19 protein-coding genes and 1 pseudogene are annotated in these 20,199 nt (G+C 37.9%); 13 read left to right on the top strand and 7 right to left on the bottom strand.

The genetic code is table 11. The features are described 5' to 3' along the window. Positions 1-94 precede the first annotated feature (94 nt). The 7 genes from ACS125_RS02340 (at position 95) to ACS125_RS02310 (ending at position 7,251) form a co-directional block, all read left to right on the top strand. Positions 95-982, top strand: coding sequence for a metal-dependent hydrolase (locus tag ACS125_RS02340; RefSeq protein WP_174727853.1), 888 nt, complete (start codon positions 95-97; stop codon positions 980-982). 130 nt (positions 983-1,112) lie between these two features. Beyond that, positions 1,113-1,703 carry a LemA family protein gene (locus ACS125_RS02335; protein WP_003653797.1) on the top strand — a complete coding sequence of 197 codons (591 nt, stop codon included), beginning with the start codon at positions 1,113-1,115 and terminating at the stop codon, positions 1,701-1,703. A 25-nt stretch (positions 1,704-1,728) separates the two neighbouring features. Next, entirely contained in the window at positions 1,729-2,811 is a 1,083-nt protein-coding gene (locus ACS125_RS02330) for a TPM domain-containing protein (protein ID WP_443270326.1), read from the top strand. Continuing rightward, complete coding sequence (locus ACS125_RS02325) at positions 2,805-3,365, top strand: TPM domain-containing protein (RefSeq protein ID WP_443270324.1); 561 nt, start codon at positions 2,805-2,807, stop codon at positions 3,363-3,365. Before ACS125_RS02330 ends, ACS125_RS02325 begins: the two co-directional genes overlap by 7 nt. Positions 3,366-3,713: 348 nt before the next feature. Further along, on the top strand, positions 3,714-4,145 hold the full coding sequence (locus ACS125_RS02320; RefSeq protein ID WP_086394117.1) for a pilin: 432 nt from the start codon (positions 3,714-3,716) through the stop codon (positions 4,143-4,145). 58 nt (positions 4,146-4,203) lie between these two features. After that, the gene (locus ACS125_RS02315; protein WP_443270321.1) at positions 4,204-5,517 is read left to right on the top strand and encodes an O-antigen ligase family protein; all 1,314 of its coding nucleotides are present in this window, start codon (positions 4,204-4,206) and stop codon (positions 5,515-5,517) included. A gap of 105 nt (positions 5,518-5,622) precedes the next feature. Further along, complete coding sequence (locus ACS125_RS02310) at positions 5,623-7,251, top strand: Wzy polymerase domain-containing protein (protein ID WP_443270319.1); 1,629 nt, start codon at positions 5,623-5,625, stop codon at positions 7,249-7,251. A 43-nt stretch (positions 7,252-7,294) separates the two neighbouring features. On the opposite strand, the gene bfr is transcribed toward ACS125_RS02310, so the two are convergent. The 7 genes and pseudogenes from bfr to gmk form a co-directional block, all read right to left on the bottom strand. Beyond that, positions 7,295-7,759, bottom strand: coding sequence for a heteropolymeric bacterioferritin subunit Bfr (gene bfr, locus ACS125_RS02305; RefSeq protein ID WP_443270317.1), 465 nt, complete (start codon positions 7,757-7,759; stop codon positions 7,295-7,297). A 245-nt stretch (positions 7,760-8,004) separates the two neighbouring features. Next, the gene (locus ACS125_RS02300; RefSeq protein ID WP_004789790.1) at positions 8,005-8,199 is read right to left on the bottom strand and encodes a bacterioferritin-associated ferredoxin; all 195 of its coding nucleotides are present in this window, start codon (positions 8,197-8,199) and stop codon (positions 8,005-8,007) included. Between the two features lie 219 nt (positions 8,200-8,418). Next, a complete protein-coding gene (locus ACS125_RS02295; protein ID WP_004789789.1) occupies positions 8,419-8,802 on the bottom strand; it encodes a RidA family protein in 384 nt (127 codons plus the stop codon). A gap of 144 nt (positions 8,803-8,946) precedes the next feature. Beyond that, positions 8,947-11,052, bottom strand: coding sequence for a RelA/SpoT family protein (locus tag ACS125_RS02290; RefSeq protein WP_174742132.1), 2,106 nt, complete (start codon positions 11,050-11,052; stop codon positions 8,947-8,949). 39 nt (positions 11,053-11,091) lie between these two features. Further along, positions 11,092-11,181 (bottom strand): annotated as a pseudogene (locus ACS125_RS02285) (hypothetical protein); the annotation flags it as partial. A gap of 80 nt (positions 11,182-11,261) precedes the next feature. Continuing rightward, a complete protein-coding gene (gene rpoZ / locus ACS125_RS02280) occupies positions 11,262-11,540 on the bottom strand; it encodes a DNA-directed RNA polymerase subunit omega (protein ID WP_002116990.1) in 279 nt (92 codons plus the stop codon). A 72-nt stretch (positions 11,541-11,612) separates the two neighbouring features. Further along, positions 11,613-12,242: a guanylate kinase gene (gene gmk, locus ACS125_RS02275; RefSeq protein WP_004789787.1), complete on the bottom strand. Its 630-nt coding sequence runs from the start codon at positions 12,240-12,242 to the stop codon at positions 11,613-11,615. A gap of 122 nt (positions 12,243-12,364) precedes the next feature. Between gmk and ispH the strand changes: the two genes are divergently transcribed. The 6 genes from ispH (at position 12,365) to ACS125_RS02245 (ending at position 20,189) form a co-directional block, all read left to right on the top strand. Further along, complete coding sequence (ispH, locus tag ACS125_RS02270; protein WP_003653781.1) at positions 12,365-13,315, top strand: 4-hydroxy-3-methylbut-2-enyl diphosphate reductase; 951 nt, start codon at positions 12,365-12,367, stop codon at positions 13,313-13,315. Positions 13,316-13,485: 170 nt separating this feature from the next. After that, the gene (locus ACS125_RS02265; protein WP_174729123.1) at positions 13,486-13,959 is read left to right on the top strand and encodes a pilus assembly FimT family protein; all 474 of its coding nucleotides are present in this window, start codon (positions 13,486-13,488) and stop codon (positions 13,957-13,959) included. Further along, positions 13,953-14,513: a type IV pilus modification protein PilV gene (gene pilV, locus ACS125_RS02260; RefSeq protein WP_081399447.1), complete on the top strand. Its 561-nt coding sequence runs from the start codon at positions 13,953-13,955 to the stop codon at positions 14,511-14,513. Before ACS125_RS02265 ends, pilV begins: the two co-directional genes overlap by 7 nt. Beyond that, positions 14,513-15,517 (top strand): PilW family protein, encoded by a 1,005-nt coding sequence (locus tag ACS125_RS02255; protein ID WP_443270312.1) that lies wholly within the window; start codon positions 14,513-14,515, stop codon positions 15,515-15,517. Before pilV ends, ACS125_RS02255 begins: the two co-directional genes overlap by 1 nt. After that, positions 15,514-16,323 carry a PilX N-terminal domain-containing pilus assembly protein gene (locus tag ACS125_RS02250; RefSeq protein WP_004789782.1) on the top strand — a complete coding sequence of 270 codons (810 nt, stop codon included), beginning with the start codon at positions 15,514-15,516 and terminating at the stop codon, positions 16,321-16,323. Before ACS125_RS02255 ends, ACS125_RS02250 begins: the two co-directional genes overlap by 4 nt. 11 nt (positions 16,324-16,334) lie before the next feature. Further along, a complete protein-coding gene (locus ACS125_RS02245; protein ID WP_443270310.1) occupies positions 16,335-20,189 on the top strand; it encodes a PilC/PilY family type IV pilus protein in 3,855 nt (1,284 codons plus the stop codon). The last annotated feature ends 10 nt before the right edge of the window (positions 20,190-20,199 follow it).

Genomic DNA, 20,199 nt, shown 5'->3' with positions numbered 1-20,199 from the left:
TTTTGGCAAATATAATAAGCTTTTTTGCCCTTTTTAGCTTTTTAAGCTCACGACATACTCAAAACTTCCTTCTTCAATACAATAGGTGTTGAGTATGAACATCGCAGGTATGACGGCAGAAAAATCATATTTAAATCGTCGAAAAGCGTTGGGTATTACAGTGCGTCGTCTTGAATTTAATCCAAAGGCGATCAAGCGTCACTATTTTGCAAATTCACCCCTCATGTCTCATTTTTTAACTGCACTTTCATCGACGTTTCCAGTAGGTGAGCAATTTTTTGTAAATAGCGTACGTAATGTGCGTGATAAAGTTTCAGACCCTCAATTACAAGCGCAAATTGCAGCTTTTATTGGACAAGAGGCTATGCATTCCAAAGCGCATGGCGAGTTTAATGAAGCTTGGCGCCGTGATGATTATAATCTGGATAGTTTTCAAAACTGGTTAAATGAGCGCGATAAATACTTAAGAACGATTCCACCTAAGCTGCAATTAGCTCTTACCTGTGCTTTTGAACATTTTACAGCTCTCCTTGGAGCATATGTTTTACAACATCCAGAGTTGTTAAAAACGTTAGATCAAGATGCGCTAAAACTTTGGGTATGGCATGCGATTGAAGAAATTGAGCATCGTTCAGTCGCATTCGATGTCTATCAACATGTATATGGAGATGACCGTATTCGTCGTTTACTCATGCGTAGCGTCACGACTGGGTTTGCGAGTCTGGCTTTTTATGGGACAACGCGTTTATTTTGGCAAGATAAGTGGAATAGCTTACCTAAAATCGGAGGTAATTTATTTGGGTCATATTTGCTGATAAAGATGCTTGTCCAATTAATGCCTGAATACTTTGCATATTACAAAAAAGATTTTCATCCTAGTCAAAAAGATTACGACAAGATGGTCGATTACTGGAAAAGTTCTTTAGCAGAAGAATATCAAATGACAAGTTTTCAACAAGAAAAAGATCAAAGATTAAATTAATAGAAAACCGGATTTAAAAATCCGGTTTTTAAAAATCAATAAAATAAAAGCAACACAATAATGCCAAATTCATCATACAATCGGGTAAAGAGGTCAAAAATATAAAGAAAAACTTGAGGATAATGTGACGATGAAAACGTTGAAACAATTAGCGATCGCAACAACACTTGCCAGCACCTTACTGTTTTCGGGATGTGGCTATAATACTCTACAAGTAAAAGATGAGGCTGTGACAGCAGCGTGGTCTGAAGTACAAAACCAATACCAACGTCGTTCAGATTTGGTGCCAAACCTTGTCAATGTGGTAAAAGGTTATGCTAAACATGAAGAGCAAGTATTAACCGAAGTAACACAGGCACGCTCGAATGTTGCAGGTTTAAAAGTTGATAAAGAAGTTCTAGAAGATCCAGCTTTGCTTGAAAAATATCAACAGGCTCAAAGTCAATTAACAGGGGCATTATCTCGACTTATTGCTGTGTCTGAAAACTACCCAGATTTGAAAGCCAATACTCAATTCCAAGAATTACAAGTTCAGCTTGAGGGTACAGAAAATCGTATCGCAGTTGCACGTAATCGTTATATTACAACAGTGCAAGATTACAACGGATATGTACGCCAGTTCCCGCAAGCAGTGACCGCAAAAGTAATTGGTATGCATCCAAAAGCCAATTTCTCTGCAGAAGCTTCTGCACAACAGGCTCCAAAAGTTTCTTTTGATTAATTTTATAAATCAAAGGGAGTGCCGTATGAGAAATACTATATTGCTTCAGTCTAAGCAAATTAAGGTCTTTATTGCGACCTTAATTTTGCTCTGTTGTGGTGTTCTTTTTCAGAATACGGCATGGAGTGAAAGTAATATTGCAACTGCTACTGATGAAACCGACACAATAGTAGCGGGCAAAATCATTCAAAAACAGCAAAATCAAGCTGCTGCAACTAAACTAGAGGGGCAAGCTGCTTCAAGTGTTGCTGCTTCGCCTAAAGTCGCTAACGATATGGTAGACGGTGAATCAATTCGTGGTTTGCCAACTTTAAATCAGCCTGTTATTGATCAAGCTAACATTTTAAGTGAGGCTGAGAAACAGCAGCTCGACCAAAAAATTCTAAGTTTATACCAACAAGGTAAAGCGCAAATTGGTGTCGTTATTGTCCCAACTACGGGCCAAGAAGATATATTTGATTATGCATTACGAGTGGGTGAGCAGTGGCAATTAGGTTCAGCTAAACGTGACAATGGATTACTCATTGCAGTTGCGGTAAATGATCGTCGCATACAAATTTTAACGGGATATGGTTTAGAAGGTGTGTTGCCGGATATTGTGGCAAGTCGGATTATTCGAAACCAAATTACACCTTATTTTAAACAAGCCCAATATGCCCAAGGTTTGAGTGCAGGCCTTGATGAAATCGGAAGAATTTTAAATTTAGATCCAGAAGTAGCACAGCAAGCTGCCCAAGATTTAAAAGAACGTCAGCATCAAGCTGCAGAAGAACAGCAAGCCAAGCAGACAACGCTGACAATCGCTTTATTTATTCTTGTTGCTGGAATTGTGGGTTCGTTTATTGTTGGTCGTCCGCTTAGTGCATCTACAGCAGGAGTTGCTGCTGCGGTAGCAGGATTTGTAAATGGGGCGGGGCTAGTCACTAGCTTACTACTTGGTTTTGGTATTTTCTTTTTACTTATTACATCAATTGCCCAACTTATTTTACAGGCCATTTTAAGTGGTTCTGGTGGCGGTGGACGTGGAGGAGGCTTCGGCGGAGGTGGCGGAGGCTATGGTGGCGGCGGAGGTCGTTTTGGCGGTGGAGGTGCTTCAGGCTCATGGTAACAACATCAGAAACAACACAAATTATTACTCAACCAAAAATTGAAGAATCTGTAGAGCCAAGTCTAAAACGTTGGTTTAAACATCTATGTTATTTACCTGCTAGTAGTCGTTATTTTTCAAAACAAGATAAGCAAGCTATCGCAGATGCTGTACAGCAGGCAGAACATGGCCATGTTGGAGAAATACAGGTTGTAATTGAAGGCCATATTCCATGTTCACAAGCTTATAGACAAAACACGCGTTTAAGAGCACAGCAATTATTTGCAGAACTAGGCGTTTGGGATACTGCATTAAATAGCGGCGTATTGTTATACCTAAATTTATGTGAACGAACGGTAGAAATTATATTTGATCGTGGCATTCGAAATGCGACTAACGATCAAGTCTGGCAACAGATTTGTGAAGTAATAGTACAAAAGCTTAAGCAAAAAGAATATCAGCAAGCTGTAGTGATGGGCGTACAACAAATTGGAGAGGTGATGTCACGGTTTTATAACGAAAACATGCCTGATCAATCCAATGAATTGGGGAATGCTCCGATTATTCTGAATTAAACTGACTTGTAGTATTCCTATCTTGACTATTTTTCTTAATTTTACTTTCAAAGGTGACTGACAAAAAATGTCACCTACTTATTTATTTTTAAAGAGATTTTGTTCACATAAATAAATATGAACTTTGAATTGTGTAATTTATTTTTTTTAATACGTGAAGTGTTTTTATAAAAAATTATATGACATTTTTTGTCAATTACTTACACCGATTTAATGTTTAAGAATAGTTGATTTTAATATAAGTATTTGTTTTTTAATTAAAATAAAAGTTGGCATGGATGCTGCAATATAGTTGATAGCTGAAAAAGCTTATATAAAAACATACATACAATCTTTGGGGAAAAGGCTATGAATGCACAAAAAGGTTTTACATTAATTGAACTCATGATCGTAGTTGCCATTATTGGTATTTTGGCTGCAATTGCGATTCCACAGTATAGTAAATATCAAGCTAAATCTAAATTAACAGCAAGCTTAGCTGAGATATCAGCTGGTAAAACAGTTGCTGAAGAAAGAATTAATAATGGTGAAGCTGTTACATTAACTGATCTTGGAATATCTGCTACTACTTCAAATTGTAGTATTGCTGTGACTGGCTTTGCTGCTGGCAGTGGTGAAGGTAGTATCGCCTGTACAGTACAAAAAGCTCCTTCGCAAGTTACAGGTGCGATTATGACTTGGTCGAGAAATGGGACAACAGGAATTTGGAGTTGTGTAACTACTGGTATTACAGATACCGATAATAAAGCGCTTGCTCCTAAAGGATGTGCTGCTTCTTAATATTAAAATAAAGAAAAAGAGAGGTTTTATCCTCTCTTTTTTATTAATGAAAACATATATGATAAAAAATAATATACTATTTCTCTTAATAGCAGTTTATCTAATTGCAGCATTATTAGGTTATCAAATTGGCTGGTCGGTTTTTCAATATGATGAACTTCGTCTATTACAATTTTCATTGGCACTATATGCCTTATTAATTTTAATTTTTACAAAGAAAATAGAATATTCGACTTTCACTCAAATTATTTTTTTTCTGATTAGTATATTAACTGCTATACAGATAACAGCTTATAGCATTTTTCAGTTTCAAGAAATTTGGTCTGCGATAGCATTACTATTTATATTTTCTGCTTTAGCATACGAGTTAAAGAATGTAAAAAATATAGCACATGGCTTAGCATTGATCGTCGTTTCAGCATTTATTCCTTGTTTATTTATTTTTATTTCTATTTTAAATTTTATTATCCATCAACAATGGTTTGATTGGCAGTTTAACTCTGGCACGATTCGGATCTATGATAGTGTTATCGTACCTATATTCTTTTTTCTAATTTTTTTAAAAAATAAAAATTTCCCTTATTTTCATTATTTTTATCCGTTTGCTACTTTCTTTTTTGCTCTAGCGTGGTTTTTTGACGGAGCTAGATCCGCTTTACTTGCTGTAGCGATAGGATTGTTGATTTTCTTTATATACTCTCGAGAAAATCGAAAGCTCATTTTGCAAAGCTGTATTTACATTTTTTTAGCTTTTTTTGTTTATAAAACTACTCTTTATTTCGCCGATAAAAATACTATGTCCGTAATAAGGGCTGGCACATCAATGCGTGCAGAAATGTGGAGTTTTGTTTTTGAGCACTGGAAAGAGAAACCATGGTCTGGTCTGGGAGGGGGGTATCTCTCAGAAATTCAATATAAATATGGACATCACGTACATAACTTATATTTAAGATTAATTTTTGAATGGGGAATAGTTGGATGTATCTTTTTAGTTTGGATGATATATCAAGTTATTAAGTTGTTCCGAGATAAGAATGCTTTACCTATTGCAAAAGCTGGCTTAATTGCAATTTTAGTTGATGCGATGTTCTCAGGAAGTATGGTTTATCCTGCTTCACAAATGGCCTGTATATTATTTTTAGCATTTGCTTTTTCTCAGCGCCAACAGTCTAAAGAATATTTGAAATATCCCTATAGACTCACGAAACTATTAATTGCTTTATGGGGAGCTGTCTTCATATACATCACGATCGTTTATTTAGGACAAGATTTAATGTGTTGGGGTTGTGGTAGCTATGATGGAAGAATGGCACCAAATTTCTGGTTTTATGGTGCTGCTGAGCACTTGGTACCAGCTTCACAAATCCCTTAATTTTTTGAAGTAAACTTTATCAAAATCTTTTCATAGAGAGTTCATACATTTTCTTTTAGGCTTCCATGTATAATTCCCACAAGTTTTGGTCTCTAACCTCTCACTATGCAAGTATTCTTCCTATTTCTCGCTGCAATCCTGTTGGGTTTTGCATGGTTGTCTCCATTTCACTACAGCCCTTGGGTCATGTTCTCAAGTGAAGTCAGTACTTTTGGGGCTGGGTTATGCGTATTAGCTGCCCTAATTCAACAAAATATTAAAATTCCTAGAGCACAGATATTGTTGCTGCCATTTACCTTAATTCCTATTGCGCAGTGGGGCTTCGGTCTAGTTTTTGATTTAAGTACGGCTTTATTAAGTTCATTTTACTTATTGGGTTTTTGGTTTATGGTCGTGGCTGGCTACAACCTATCTTTAGATCAAAAAAAGAGAGATCAAATTTTTTCAGGTTTTAGCTTACTAGTAATTATTACATCGCTATTAACTAGTCTTATAGCAATTTTCCAGTGGTTGAATATTGAATCACATTTAATTTATACACTTCATCTAATTGGTAATCGTCCTTACGGTAATTTTGGTCAACCTAACAACATGGCGACATTCTTAATTATCGGGTTGTTAGGATGTTTATATTTATATGAAAAAAATAAAGTAACGTTGTGGTTATTATTGCCTTCAGCATTGATTATTTTATTTACCATTGCATTGAGTCAGTCTCGAACTTCATGGATCGTTTTTCCATTCCTATTCATCTACTGGGGGATTAAGCAATTTAAGAAGCAAAAAAGATTTGGATTTACTCAAGGCTTCTTATGGTGCTTAGCTTTTTTTCTAATTGCGGGGCTAATTTTACCTTATATCACTCAATTTATTGAATTCTCTACAAATACAGAAATTACTGAAACAAGTTCGTTTGTCGCGCGTGCGGGGTCGGGGCATGAACGTATAGGGATGTGGATACAAATATTGCATGCTATAGCTCAGCAGCCATGGTTAGGATATGGATGGAGTCAAACTAGTGTCGCTGTAGTTGATAGTATTCAATATGGGACAGTGCATGTATGGTTCAATAGTGCTCATAATATGCTACTGGATATCATCATCTGGAATGGTATCCCATTAGGCGCTGTAATCATTACTTACTTTGTTTTTTGGTTTCTTTGGTTAAATCAACAGGCTAAAAATACCATCTCAATTATAGCGATTATGATGGTATGCGCAGTGCTTATTCATGCTATGTTTGAGTTTCCACAGCGCTACGCTTATTTCTTGCTTACCTGTGGATTCCTGCTTGGTATAGTACAAGCCGAGACTCCTGTGCTTAAAGGAATTGTCCTCAGTAAACATCTTCTTCGTTTAACATGGGTTGTAGGCTTGCTGCTTATTATTGCAATTCTACGTGATTACAATGTGTATGTTCTGAATAGTAATTTACTTTATAAGAATAAAAAACCAAATGCAGAGTTCATGGGAAGCAGTAAAATTTTTGTTTTAACGCAGTTTCAAGAGCGTTTAAAATGGATTGAACTTGATCCAAAAACTAAATTATCTGAAGCTGAGCTAGTCCAGTGGGGTAACTCGGTAAAGAATAAAGCAACTCCATATAATTTACGTAAAAATGCAAAATTGCTGGCTTATAATGGAAAACCAGAGCAAGCAGAGCAGCAATTATTAATTTTAAAGCATCTCTATAAGCAAAAAATAACGCTACCAGAGTTATTAAAAGAAAAGTAATAAAAAAATCCCCTTGCATGCAAGGGGATTTTTTTATGAGAAATTACATCTGACTCTGGATGTAATTTTCAATGCCAACGCTAACGATAAGGTCAATTTGGGTATCTAACCAGTCCCAATATTCTTCTTCTTTTTCTAAAATTTCTTGAACAAGATCACGCGTCACATAGTCTTGTTCTGTTTCAGCGAGTGCAACTGCTTTTTGAATCGCTTCTATATTTTCTTTCACTTTACGAATGTCACATTGCAGAACTTCTTCTGTATGTTGACCAATATAAAGTTTGCCTAAGTGCTGAAGATTAGGTAAACCTTCCAAGAATAAAATACGTTCAATAATTTTGTCTGCATGCTTCATTTGACGAATGGATTCTTTGTATTCAGCAGAGCCAAGCTGCTCAATTCCCCAATCATTAAACATGCGTGAATGTAAAAAATATTGATTAATTGCAGTTAGATGATGATACAGCACTTGGTTGAGCTGATTAATGACATCACGATTGCCTTTCATTGTAGCTACTCCAAAACAATTTCTGCCTTAATTCAATTAAGGCAATCTATAAAACCATTCTAGTGAACAAACAGTGATATGGCGAGTAATTTATAGAACAGCAAATGAAAATCGCAATCAAAAACAACACAATATTAGGAAAGGAGAGTTTCCAACCAAAAAAAACCGCTTGAATGAGGAACTAGTAACGTTCCGCAAAAAGCGGTGGAGGAGCTAATAAATACTATTAAATTTTTATAAATCTTTTACGCAGCTACAGAAATACGAGCAGCGATTTCTGCTAATTCTTCATTAATAATAGCACGTGCTTCTGGTGCACAGCGTCCACAGCAAGTACCAAGATCAAGCAAATCACGAATTTCGCGATAGCTTTCTGCGCCATTTTCAACAGCGTCTTTAATATCTTGATCGGTAATGCCACGACACAAGCAAACGTACATGGGAGTGATCCCCAAATATAAATGCGATAATTGATATTATTGATAATTATTATCGTTTGTCAATGAAATTCATTTAAAATCTCATTTATTATTATTGGGAATTTGGATAAAAAAATACCACCTGAGCGGAAATCTGAGTTATGTTCAGATTTTATACAAAGGTGGTTCATGATTTAGAGTTAAAAATTTAACGGGAAATATTTAATGTATTTCTATATCTTATTGATTAATAACTACAATACCATCCATTTCAACTAAAGCACCTTTTGGTAAACTTGCTACACCAAGAGCTGCACGTGCAGGATACGGTTGCGCAAAATATTCACCCATAATTTGGTTTACAAGTTGGAAGTTTGATAAATCAGTTAGAAAAATATTGAGCTTGGCAATGTCTGCTAGAGAACCGCCGGCAGCTTCACAAACTGCTTTTAAATTATCAAATACACGGCGAATTTGAGCTTCAATACCTTCTACAAGTTCCATACTGTATGGGTCTAAACCAATTTGCCCTGAAAGATATAATGTATTATCTACTAAAATGGCTTGAGAGTATGTGCCGATAGCAGCAGGGGCATTTTCAGTATGAATTACTTGGCGGGACATTTGGTTCTCCTTGATTAAATCTCATTTCATCATAATCGATGATCGCTTTGGACAAAAGTATCATCGATTTAATTGATTAAGTGGATTTGGAAAGTTTGATTTTGTTAAAGAAACATAAATCTGACCAATAGCCCTTGTAAAGACTTAGCTTACTTTTGAAATTTCCATCTGTGGATTAGGCGCATCCAAACGCTCAATGCGTGGAAAACCATAATGCATGCGTAAGTCACGGATGACTTTTGCAATATGTTTACGATTGTTCACTACAATATTAACGAAAGTTCTTTGCTCATTTGAGTGAACCATTTCTACCCCTGCATTATTTTTACGACATTGATAGATCAGGTCTGATACCTGCTCATCATTCATTGTCATTTCTATAGCGAGGTAGGCTGTAAAACGAACATCGTCTACGTCATCTGCTTTCCATTGAAGCGGCATAATATTTTCAGGATGTAGATGTTGTTCATGTAGCAAGTTATGGCAACGGATACGATGCACAATTAACCCACGACGTGTTAAATGTCCTTGAATTGGGTCACCCAAAACTGGATTACAGCAATGCGCATATTTAACATCGATACCTTCGGTGCTTTGAATGAGTCGATCTGAATTTTCCACTTGTGGATGCTTGTCATGAGCAAATAAGTGATTAGCTACAAGTTGAGGTAGTAGGTCGCCAACTGCAATTTGTTCAAACAATGTATTTTTATTATCAATGTGGCGCCATTGAAGTAAATCTAACCAGTCGGATTCAGAGAGATCGTTAATCGAACGGTTAAAGAGTTTCAGTGCTCGAGAAAGTGCTTGCGCACCGACTAAACGTTGTTCTTCAATATCTTGATCTTTAAGGACATGCTGTAAAGCACGGCGAGCTTTTTGCGTATTAATGAAACTTAACCAGTCTGGATTTGGTGTTGCTAAAACATCCGTAATCACTTCAATAACCTGACCGCTGATTAATGGTGTCGATAGTGGTTTAATCTCCCCATCTACTTTTGCACCAACGGCATGGTTACCTAAAAATAAACTGGCTGAATAAGCAAAATCAACTACGGTAGCACCTTGTGGTAACTCGTGGAGCTGGCCATGTGGAGTGTAAACCCAAATTTTTTCTTGATGTAAGTAATCTAATAAATCATTGAAAGTCGTTTTTGCACATTCTCCATCAATAAGCGTATTCAGGTTTTGCATAGAGGCTTGAATAGCTGAACGACAAGTTTGTGGCGCATTTTCACCAAGCACTACCCCAAAGCGAGCAGCTTTACGCATAAGCTCGGTTTGAATGGTAAGAGAAAGTGTAGTTTTTTCGCCTTTGAGCTTAATGAGTAAAGACTGGTTGCCACCCGGTAGCGGACGACGGATATGGTCCTGATATTGAATGACCTGAAAGTTTTCTCTTAAAGCATCAACTAGGCGGTCACAGTCGGCAATTGATTGTAAAACGATTTCAAAAGCATGGCTGTGGGTAAGCTCTTGTAAATCCATCTCATTTTTAACGAAATGGCGTAATAATTCGATATTGTTATTTTTCTTTTTAATGCGGCCTTGAATATGATAATTATGAAGAAGTTCAGCAAGGTTTTGTTCCCAGATACTTTGATATTTACATCGCTCTGGTTTGGTTTGACGTAGTGCATTTTGCACGTTATCAAACATATCAAGATCAAGATTTTGATAACAAAGATTTTCTAGATTATCACCCATTTCATTCATGCCGACTAATCTTGCCATTGGCACAAAGATATCAAGAGTTTCTTGAGCAATACGGGCACGTTTATCTGGACGTAAAGCACCTAGAGTTGTCATATTATGATAGCGGTCAGCTAATTTAATAATAATGACACGTGGATCTTGTAGGGTCGCTTGCAAGATTTTTCGGAATGAGGCGGCTTTGTTATATTCTTTATCACTTGATTGGCTAAGTTTGGTTACGCCGTCAACTAGCTCGGCAACCGTCAAGCCAAATTTTTCAGTAATATCTTCTTTTGTATATTGAGTATCTTCAATAACATCATGCAAAAGTGCTGCCATTAAGGTTTCAGCATCTAAACGCATGTTTGCAAGAATACAGCTGACAGCAATTGGATGCAGAATGTAGGGTTCACCACTTTTACGTGTAATGCCAGTATGCGCTAGATCGGCAAAATCACAGGCAGCAAGCACTTTCTCGACCTCACTTACCGATAAGTAAGGGTCGATAATCAATTTAAGCTGTTGCTTGGCTTGGCTGACCTCTTCGCCTGGCATAAATCACCCTTTTTCCTAATACTGAAAAACTAAATCTATCTACTTCTTAATGAAAAGCATATTGCGGAACTTGTCAATTTTTTCATTTGAAAAAGTGTATTTTTTTTTCAATGAAAATAATTGCTTTTTTCAATATCTTTAAATTCAAGACAAAGCCAAATAAAAAACCACCGCAGAAAAACGATGGTTTTTTTATGAAACAGAATTAATTAGAAAGAAAAACCTTCTAAATTCAAGCTGTTTGTAGAAAGAGCAAGATCAAGACTAGAAGTTTGATAATCTTGTTCACGTTGCTTAAGAATTTCTTTCGTAACGTGCCCTGCCGCGATTTCGCGCAAAGAAACTACAGTCGGTTTGTCGTTATCCCATTCTACAGTTGGCTCCATGCCTTGACGTGCCAATTGACGAGCACGTTTACTTGCAACGAGCACAAGCTCAAAACGGTTGTCTACATGATCTAAACAATCTTCAACGGTGACGCGTGCCATAAAAGTTCTCGTTTTGGAATGGTGAATTTGAACAGACTAAACAGTATAAAAGGCTTTCGATCTAGACTCAAGTTATTCCTGTTTTGGTTGAGGAGTAATCAAGTCTTGAATTAATGTTTGATAACGTTTCGCTTGCTGAGAGAGCACTAGACGGTTTGCTGTAATTACAGCTTCAATCTCATGTAAGGCTTTATTAAAGTCATCATTAATAATGATGTAATCAAAGTTCGTGTAATGCTGCATATCTTCAACTGCACAGCTTAAACGATGTTCAATGACTTCAACTGAGTCTGTGCCGCGGTTAGATAAACGCTGACGAAGATCAAATTGTGTTGGCGGTAAAATAAATATTTGCTTGGATTCAGGAAAAAGTTTGCGTACTTGCTCTGCACCTTGCCAATCAATTTCAAGTAGAACATCGTGTCCTTGAGCTAACTGTTGTTTTACAGTTGCTTGAGAAGTGCCATAGTAATTACCAAATACTTCAGCGTATTCAATAAAACCGTCATGGTTGACTTGGTCTAGAAATTCATCTTTTGTAGTGAAGTGATAGTGAACACCATCTAATTCACCGGGACGTTGACCTCGGGTAGTATGTGAGACTGAAACATGTAAATTGCTCACACGGTCAAGCAGGGCTTTCACCAAAGATGTTTTGCCCGTTCCTGATGCAGCAGAAACGACAAACAATAGACCCGACATGATATTTTTCCTGATATGATAAAATATCTTCGCTATTGTAGTGTACCGTGCGTTTAAACTGAATAGTTTTAATTGCAAATATTCAAGAGAAATTCCCCTGTTTTATTAATTTTGAGGCTGTTATGGAAATTGTGTTAGCTAATCCGCGTGGTTTTTGTGCCGGTGTTGATCGAGCCATAGCAATCGTCAATCGGGCTTTAGAATGTTTTAACCCTCCTATTTATGTACGTCATGAGGTTGTACACAATAAATTTGTTGTTGATGACTTACGTCAAAGAGGGGCAGTTTTTGTTGATGAACTAGATCAGGTTCCGGATGACTCAATTGTAATTTTTAGTGCTCATGGTGTTTCAAAAGCTGTTCAGCAAGAAGCGGAGCGCCGAGGTTTAAAAGTGTTTGATGCAACTTGTCCTTTAGTTACCAAAGTTCATATTGAAGTCACTAAATATGCGCGTGAAGGTACTGAAGCTATTTTAATTGGTCATGAAGGGCACCCAGAAGTTGAAGGAACAATGGGGCAATATGACAAATTGAAAGGTGGTGACATTTATCTGGTTGAAGATGAAGCTGATGTTGCTGCGCTTGCAGTAAGACATCCTGAAAAACTTGCATTTGTAACTCAAACAACTTTATCTATTGATGATACGGCTAAAGTTATTGATGCTTTGCGTGCAAAATTTCCTCATATTCAAGGTCCGCGTAAAGATGATATTTGCTACGCAACTCAAAACAGACAAGATGCTGTACGTGACTTAGCAGAACAGTGTGATGTGGTATTGGTTGTAGGCTCACCTAACTCATCAAATTCAAATCGTTTACGCGAGCTTGCCGAGCGTATGGGCAAGGCAGCTTACCTTGTAGATAATGCTGATCAGTTAGAACAGTCATGGTTCAATGATACGTGCAAAATTGGTGTGACAGCGGGTGCTTCAGCACCAGAAATTCTAATTAAGCAAGTAATTCAACGTTTACAAGACTGGGGCGCGCAAGCACCTAAAGAATTAGATGGGCGTGAAGAGAATATAACTTTTAGTCTTCCTAAAGAATTACGTATTCATGTGACTCAAGCATAAAGTGTGACTTATTTAACATACTGATTTTAAAATAGTAAACAGATAATTGTTGATATGACAGTTATCTGTTTTTTTATACCCTTTATCTGCTTTGTATTTGTTTTGTAAATCTAAACCGTAAAATTTAAATAATAAATAAAAAATTCTTAAGTTTATTTGGGGTTCTGGGGATGAGGGGAATTATTCCGCAAGACGGGTTCACCTTGGTTGAGCTTATGGTGACGATTATAGTAATGGCCATCATCGCGATGATGGCTGCACCGTCTATGTCGAATTTATTAGAAAGTAAACGACTAGATGAAAATCAAAGAGACCTAATCAATACTTTGTCAGAATCAAAGAGCCAAGCAATACTTGGTCGACAAGATGTATCCATTAATCTGAATTCAACAGCCTCAAATACACCGACTTCTTTTAATTGGAAAGCTGCTTCCAATAGCACTCTTGAGCTTAAAAGTATCGCTGCTAATGGTACACAGAGCTCATCAACAGCGACGACTTTAACTTTTAATGCAAATGGAGTAGTAACTAATATTACTCAAGATGCGCTTTTATCTATTTGTAATTCAAAAATAAATAAAAAGAAAATTATTATTTTAACGAAGCTTGGCACATTAATTTTTAAAGCTGAGGAGACATGTTAATGCGGGGCTCTAAGCAAAAAACTCAAGCTGGGGTTGGTTTATTAGAAGTATTGGTCGCCTTAATTTTACTTGCGATAGGAATTTTAGGATATGTCGCTTTGCAAATTCGGGCTATGGATGCTTCTTCAGAAGCATTAAGTAAATCTCAAGCCATTATGATTATGAGAGGATTAGCAGAAAATATTCGCGTAAATAGTTCTCAAGCTAGTCAATATCCTGCATTTGTTCGTAGTTATAGCAATTATTCATCTACTACTGCAGCCCCTTCGTTGTGTTTCAATGCCGCTTGTACGCCTTCTCAACTTGCTCAATTTGATGCGTATCAAGCAGCGAGAAATGCTGATCAACTTGGCATGAAAATCACAATGACAAATTGCCCTGGGGTTACAAGCACAATGACCCAGCAGAGGCAATGTCTGTTCGTTTTTTGGGGAAAAACCTCTCCAGTAATTACAACAAATGGGGGAGTCACTACCGCGGATGTGTCGAGCTGTATGAGTACAGATGGTGTTTATGCTAATAATTCAAATTGTTTGATGATGGAGGCATATTAATGGCTCACTCATTTGTATCCTGGAAACAACGAGGCTTTACATTAATTGAGCTTATGGTTGCATTGGCTTTAGGCCTAATTTTAGTAGCTGCAGCAACTCAATTATTTATTGGTGGACTTTTATCAAGTCACCTACAAAAAGCAAATGCTGAAATACAAGATAGTGGTATTTTTGGTTTGGAATATATTGCCCGTGATATACGCCTTCTAAATTATGGAAATGTAACCAACCCAATATTAACCGATACGACGCCTTGGGGCGGGGTTGTGCTAACTGGCTCAACAGCAACTAATAATAACACTGTTAATTTTGTCCCTAATGTTGGAACAAATACTTATATTGCTGACACATTACTAAGTCGTGGTGCAAGCGATACGGTAAGTACTGTGAGTAATCACTGGAAAGGTCTTTCAAATATACAGAATAGTTCAAATGCTGCTGTGCAAAGTGATCAACTGACGATTCAATTTATTGCGCCTACGAATATGACTAATTGTGAAGGTGTGAATGTCCTTGCAGGAGATTTAATTGTAGAGCGTTATTTCTTACGTCTTGATAGTAATGGTAGCTCCCAGCAAGATTATGCACTTGCATGTGATGCAAATACTCCCTCTGCTGTAGCCGCCGCAGCTCAACCTACCACTATTACTGGCTTGGGTGACGCCGGCCAAATCGTATTACCGCGTATTGACCATTTTCATGTGTTATTCGGTGCAAAAAAAGCGGCTGGCAATTTTGCTTACTATACGATTCCCCAGTATCGAGCTGCTGCACAGGCTGCCAGAGATGCCACACCATCTGTAATGGCACCGCGAATTCTTTCAATACAAATATCTGTACTAGCCCGTTCCACGAATAATGCCCAAAACAGAGCAATAGATCCTGCCCAGTCTTTTTTTATGTTAGATCAAACTGTACATGCTTCTGATAATACAACTCGATTCTTACGTCGCACTTATAACGTAACAATTGCTCTACGCAATGCGATGGGGGAAAGTTTATGACCCATTTAATTCAGAAAAGTAGATCTAAGGAAAAAGGGGCAACTCTTATTGTTGTACTTATTATTTTATTAGTTGTTATTTCTGTAGGTGTTTTAGCAATAAGAGTGGCTATTGTATCTTTAAAAGTTGCTACCAATAGCCAAGTTAGCCAATTAAATTTTCAGTCATCTGACACGCCTTTAGAACTCATTGTACAGATGAATCCTACTACCCTAACTAATATTACTAATGTGATTGGGGCAGCGCTCAAAGAGCACGAAAGTAACCCCGGTGCAGAATACAACTTTTGTTATAAGCCTGTTTCTACAGCAACAAATTTTGCTCAGACCAGAGGTGCAAGTTTACTTCGTGCAGGAAGTGCCAATAATGCGGTAGTCGAAGATGGCGGAGTCGCAGGTTTCTGCGATTTAACAAGTGACTATGGAAGTAATCGTCAAGCTGTCGTTACGCAAGTTGCTGTAAGTATTCCAACAGACGCTACAAACGATATTCCTGGTTCAAATTTACCTCGAGGAACAAACACTTCCGAAGGTACTCAACTGCCTAAAAGTATGCTGTCTACTCAACGTATTCGAGTGATTACAACAGCTTTTTTGCCAGCATACGCCTCTAGTTCTATTGAAACTTTACAAGCTGATTGCTTAAGCACGAGTTCGGCAAAAATTAGCGACAATTTTGATACCGCATTAGCGACTAAACAAACATTGGCGGAATGTTTGGCAAATCATAACGTGCCTTTTAGCACCCAAGTTCAAGAATTTAACTATACCAATAAATTAACTCAAATTACGGCACCAGGTTCATAACGGGGAATATCGTGAAACTAAAATTGAAGAATTTTAAGCCAAATAATTTATGGTATGCCATCTGTTCAAGCTCGGTCACTTTTACATGGTTGGTGACAAGCTCTGTCGTGCAGGCGAGTGATTTACAAATTTATGCTTCACCTACAGCGGGTAAAAAAACCATTGTGATGATGTTGGATACATCAGGAAGTATGACCAACAATAGTTATGGTGAAAACCGGTTGGCCATGCTTAAAAATGGTATGAATGCTTTTTTAGCCAGCAATAATCCTATTTTGAATGATACTCGTGTGGGCTTGGGAAATTTCTCTGCAAATGGTGATAGCCGAAGTGGGCAAGTTTTAGTGGCTGCTGCTCCTTTAGGAGATGCAAGTACTTTAAACACAGTGGGTTCTCAGCGTTATAAATTAAAACAGGCCGTTGCAAATTTAACTGCTGGCGGGTCAACACCTTCGGCACATGCTTATGCAGAAGCTGCCGCTTATTTGATGGGTACAACAACCTATTCAGAGGCGAATTATGCTATCCGAAAAGATAGTTATATAAAGCGTGTGCGAAAATCTGATAATAGAACGGAATACTCATATTGCACTAGTTATCGTGACTCACAAATTGATACAGCAAATCTATGGCAGCCTTGTCGCTCTACAAATTATTGGAGTAGTTGGTCAACCTCTAATCCAGGTGTAGATACAGCAACAGCCTATGATACTTCATCGGACTGGACCTATTCTTATACTTATTACTACACCACTTTTAATTATGCGATAGCAAATGCAGACAGCGGTATCCCAAAATCAAAATCAAACGATACAGCCAGCAATCCGAATATTGTTGTAGATAGAAATGCCTCTAACTTAAATGCTATTTACCAATCTCCTTTGCCTGCGGTGGCCAATCGCCAGAGTTGTGATGGGCAAGGTATTTACTTTTTATCAGATGGTGAGCCGAACAATACAACAAATACGCGTTCTGCAACTGTAATGTCGACGGCCTTAGGCAGTACTTTTGGAACTGATTTTAATTGTTCTGGAGGTTTATCTAACACGACAGCAGACTCTGGTTGGGCCTGTATGGGGGAGTTTGCAAAACGACTATTTGATAAAACAAAAAACCCAGCTGGAGTTTCTATTCAAACAGCATTTGTGGGTTTTGGTAGTGACTTTTCTAGTTTAAGTTCTTCTGATGTAAAAAATGCCTGTCGTTTGAGTTCGAGAACCCAATCTGACCGTAGAAGTGATGATAATTGTTCGCCGAATCAGACCACAAATGCGGTCACTGCACCTGGTTATGGAAATGGAGGTTTTTTCCCTACCCAAAGTGCGCAAGGTGTAACAGACAGCGTTATCGCATTTATTACTAACATCGGAAAAGTTCCTTTAGAACCCTTAACCACAGGAGCTATCTCTGTTCCTTATGATGCACTAAATCCTAAAAATTTACAGGAATATGGTTACTTACGTGCTTTTGAGCCAAATCCAGCAAATGCTTATTTAACTTGGCGAGGCAACCTAAAAAAATACCATGTTGTTTTATCGGGAACAAATGCGGGCGCTTTTGAAGCTAATGCTGGTGGGCTGGTTTACAACGCAAGTGGGGCTTTTAGAACTGGAACAAAAGATTATTGGAATAGCTCTACTTATAATGATGGAGGTAAAGTCTTTTTTGGCGGTTCATATGCAAAAGTTCCTTTACCAATTGCTGGACAAAATGAAACACGTGATGAAGAAGGAAATATCACAAAATATTATTACGCAGTACAAACTAAAATCCGCAATTTATTTACCGATGTTTCCGCCGTCGCATCGGATGGTAGCTTAACGAAAATATCGACTTCTGGAACTAATTTGCTAAAAATTCCAGCTGCTCCCCCAGAAGGAACTAATCCTTTTGATAGTGTGGCTAATACAGCAAGTTATGTTTTAGGAAAATTTAATGCATCAACTGGACAAGATATTTTAAAAGCTTTCCCGATTGGCTTGAAATTAAAAATATTAAATTATCTAGGTTACTCAACTGATATTAGCGCTACGACTTTACCTTCGTCATTAGTTACATCGAATGAACCCTATTTATCGATGGGCGGTAGTATTCATTCTTTACCGGTACAGCTTACCTATAATGGAACATTAGATGAAAATGGGAATTTAACATCTGCGCGTGAACAATCCATTCTCTATGGAACGATGGAAGGTGGTTTACATATTGTGGATGCCTCAACTGGTGTAGAACAAATGGCTTTCGTTCCGGCTGATATATTAAATGATCCAATTGCATCAAAAGCTTTAGTGGTTGGCCAAAGTGATGCCTCAGCTCCTGCTCACGGTATGGATGGGGCTTGGGTATCTGACCCTGCATATAGTATTACTACAACGGGAAGCGGTAGCTCAGCAGTATCAAAAGTAACTGCAAAGCAAATGAATATTTATGGTGGCATGCGAATGGGGGGCAGCAGCTATTATGGCTTAAATGTCTTAAATCCTGTCTCACCTCAGCTCCTGTTTAGAGTAGGAGCAGATCAAACTGATTATAGTCGCATGGGGCAGAGTTGGTCTAAACCTGTACTTGCAAATATACGTTATAACGGAGTTATTAAACGCGTTATGATTGTTGGTGGTGGCTACGACCAATGTTATGAAAACCCGAATATTACCTTGAGCAATTCTTGCTTTACGAATGGAAAAGCAAAAGGGAATGCTGTTTATATTATTGATGCTAAAACTGGGGAGCGCTTATGGTGGACGAGTGACACAGGCTCTAATATAGATAACTCTAATATGAAGCACAGTATTGTTAGTCGCATTAGTACCTTAGATCGAGATGCTGATGGTTTAGTCGACCATTTATATTTTGGTGATTTAGGCGGGCAAATTTTCCGTATCGATCTTAATAATAACCAGACAAAAACAAATTCAACTTATAGCAGTTTCGGTATTCGAGTTGTTCGATTAGCCAATTTGGCAACAAATGACTCAACTTATGATGCTTCGAATGATTATACCGCTGGGAATGCGCCGCGTTTTTATGAACCACCAACAGTGACAATTCACGATTATGGTATCCACACTTTTATTACTGTAGGCATTGCTTCAGGGGACCGCAGTACACCGTTAGATGTTTACCCCCTTACAGGCCGTGAGGGAATGTCACCGAGCACCGCATTAAGCGGAAGACCTGTAAACAATGTCTATGGGATTATCGATAAAGACTTTATCAAAAAGAATCTGATGTCTTTAACTGATAACCAACTTGAAACAAAAGATATTACTCGATCGACGCTTCGAAAAAATCCACAAATTTTACGGTCTGGGGAAACACGAGTAGCACAGATTTTCTTTCCAAACACTGGGGTGGGGCAAAGTGGTTGGTATCGCTCACTTTCTAGTATTAGCGATGGCACAGAGAAAGCTAATAATAGTTTCCGTATTAAAGGAGGGCTAAAAGCTTTTGAAGAACCTATGGCCGTTACGGGGACTTTAATTGTGCCTGTTTATGATCCGCAGGGAACAGGCATTGTAGCGGCAGACCCATGTTTACCACGTGTAGTAGGTGAAACTGACCAGCAGACGTTCTGTTTACCATTTGGCGCCTGCCTTAATTCTGATGGGTCAATCGATCAAAATAAAGAGAATCACAGTGGGTTTGAAACACAAACGGGGAATACCTGTCCAGTAGGAGTTTCTGAATGTAATGAAAATGTTATTGGCTCCGGTATTCGTGGCGTAACATTTGTGCCAACGGAGGATAACCCACCTGCGACTAATAGTTGTGGGAAATTAAAGCTGTCTGGTAATGAGCAAGGGACTGGACAGTGGCAATGTACGAGTCATTTAGTTCCTACGCGTTGGTATGAGCGTTATCGTTAAGGGATGACTG

This window comes from Acinetobacter sp. PFS20, assembly GCF_052261015.1.
Classification (GTDB): Bacteria; Pseudomonadota; Gammaproteobacteria; order Pseudomonadales; family Moraxellaceae; genus Acinetobacter.
This window is presented reverse-complemented; position numbering and strand designations above follow the sequence as displayed.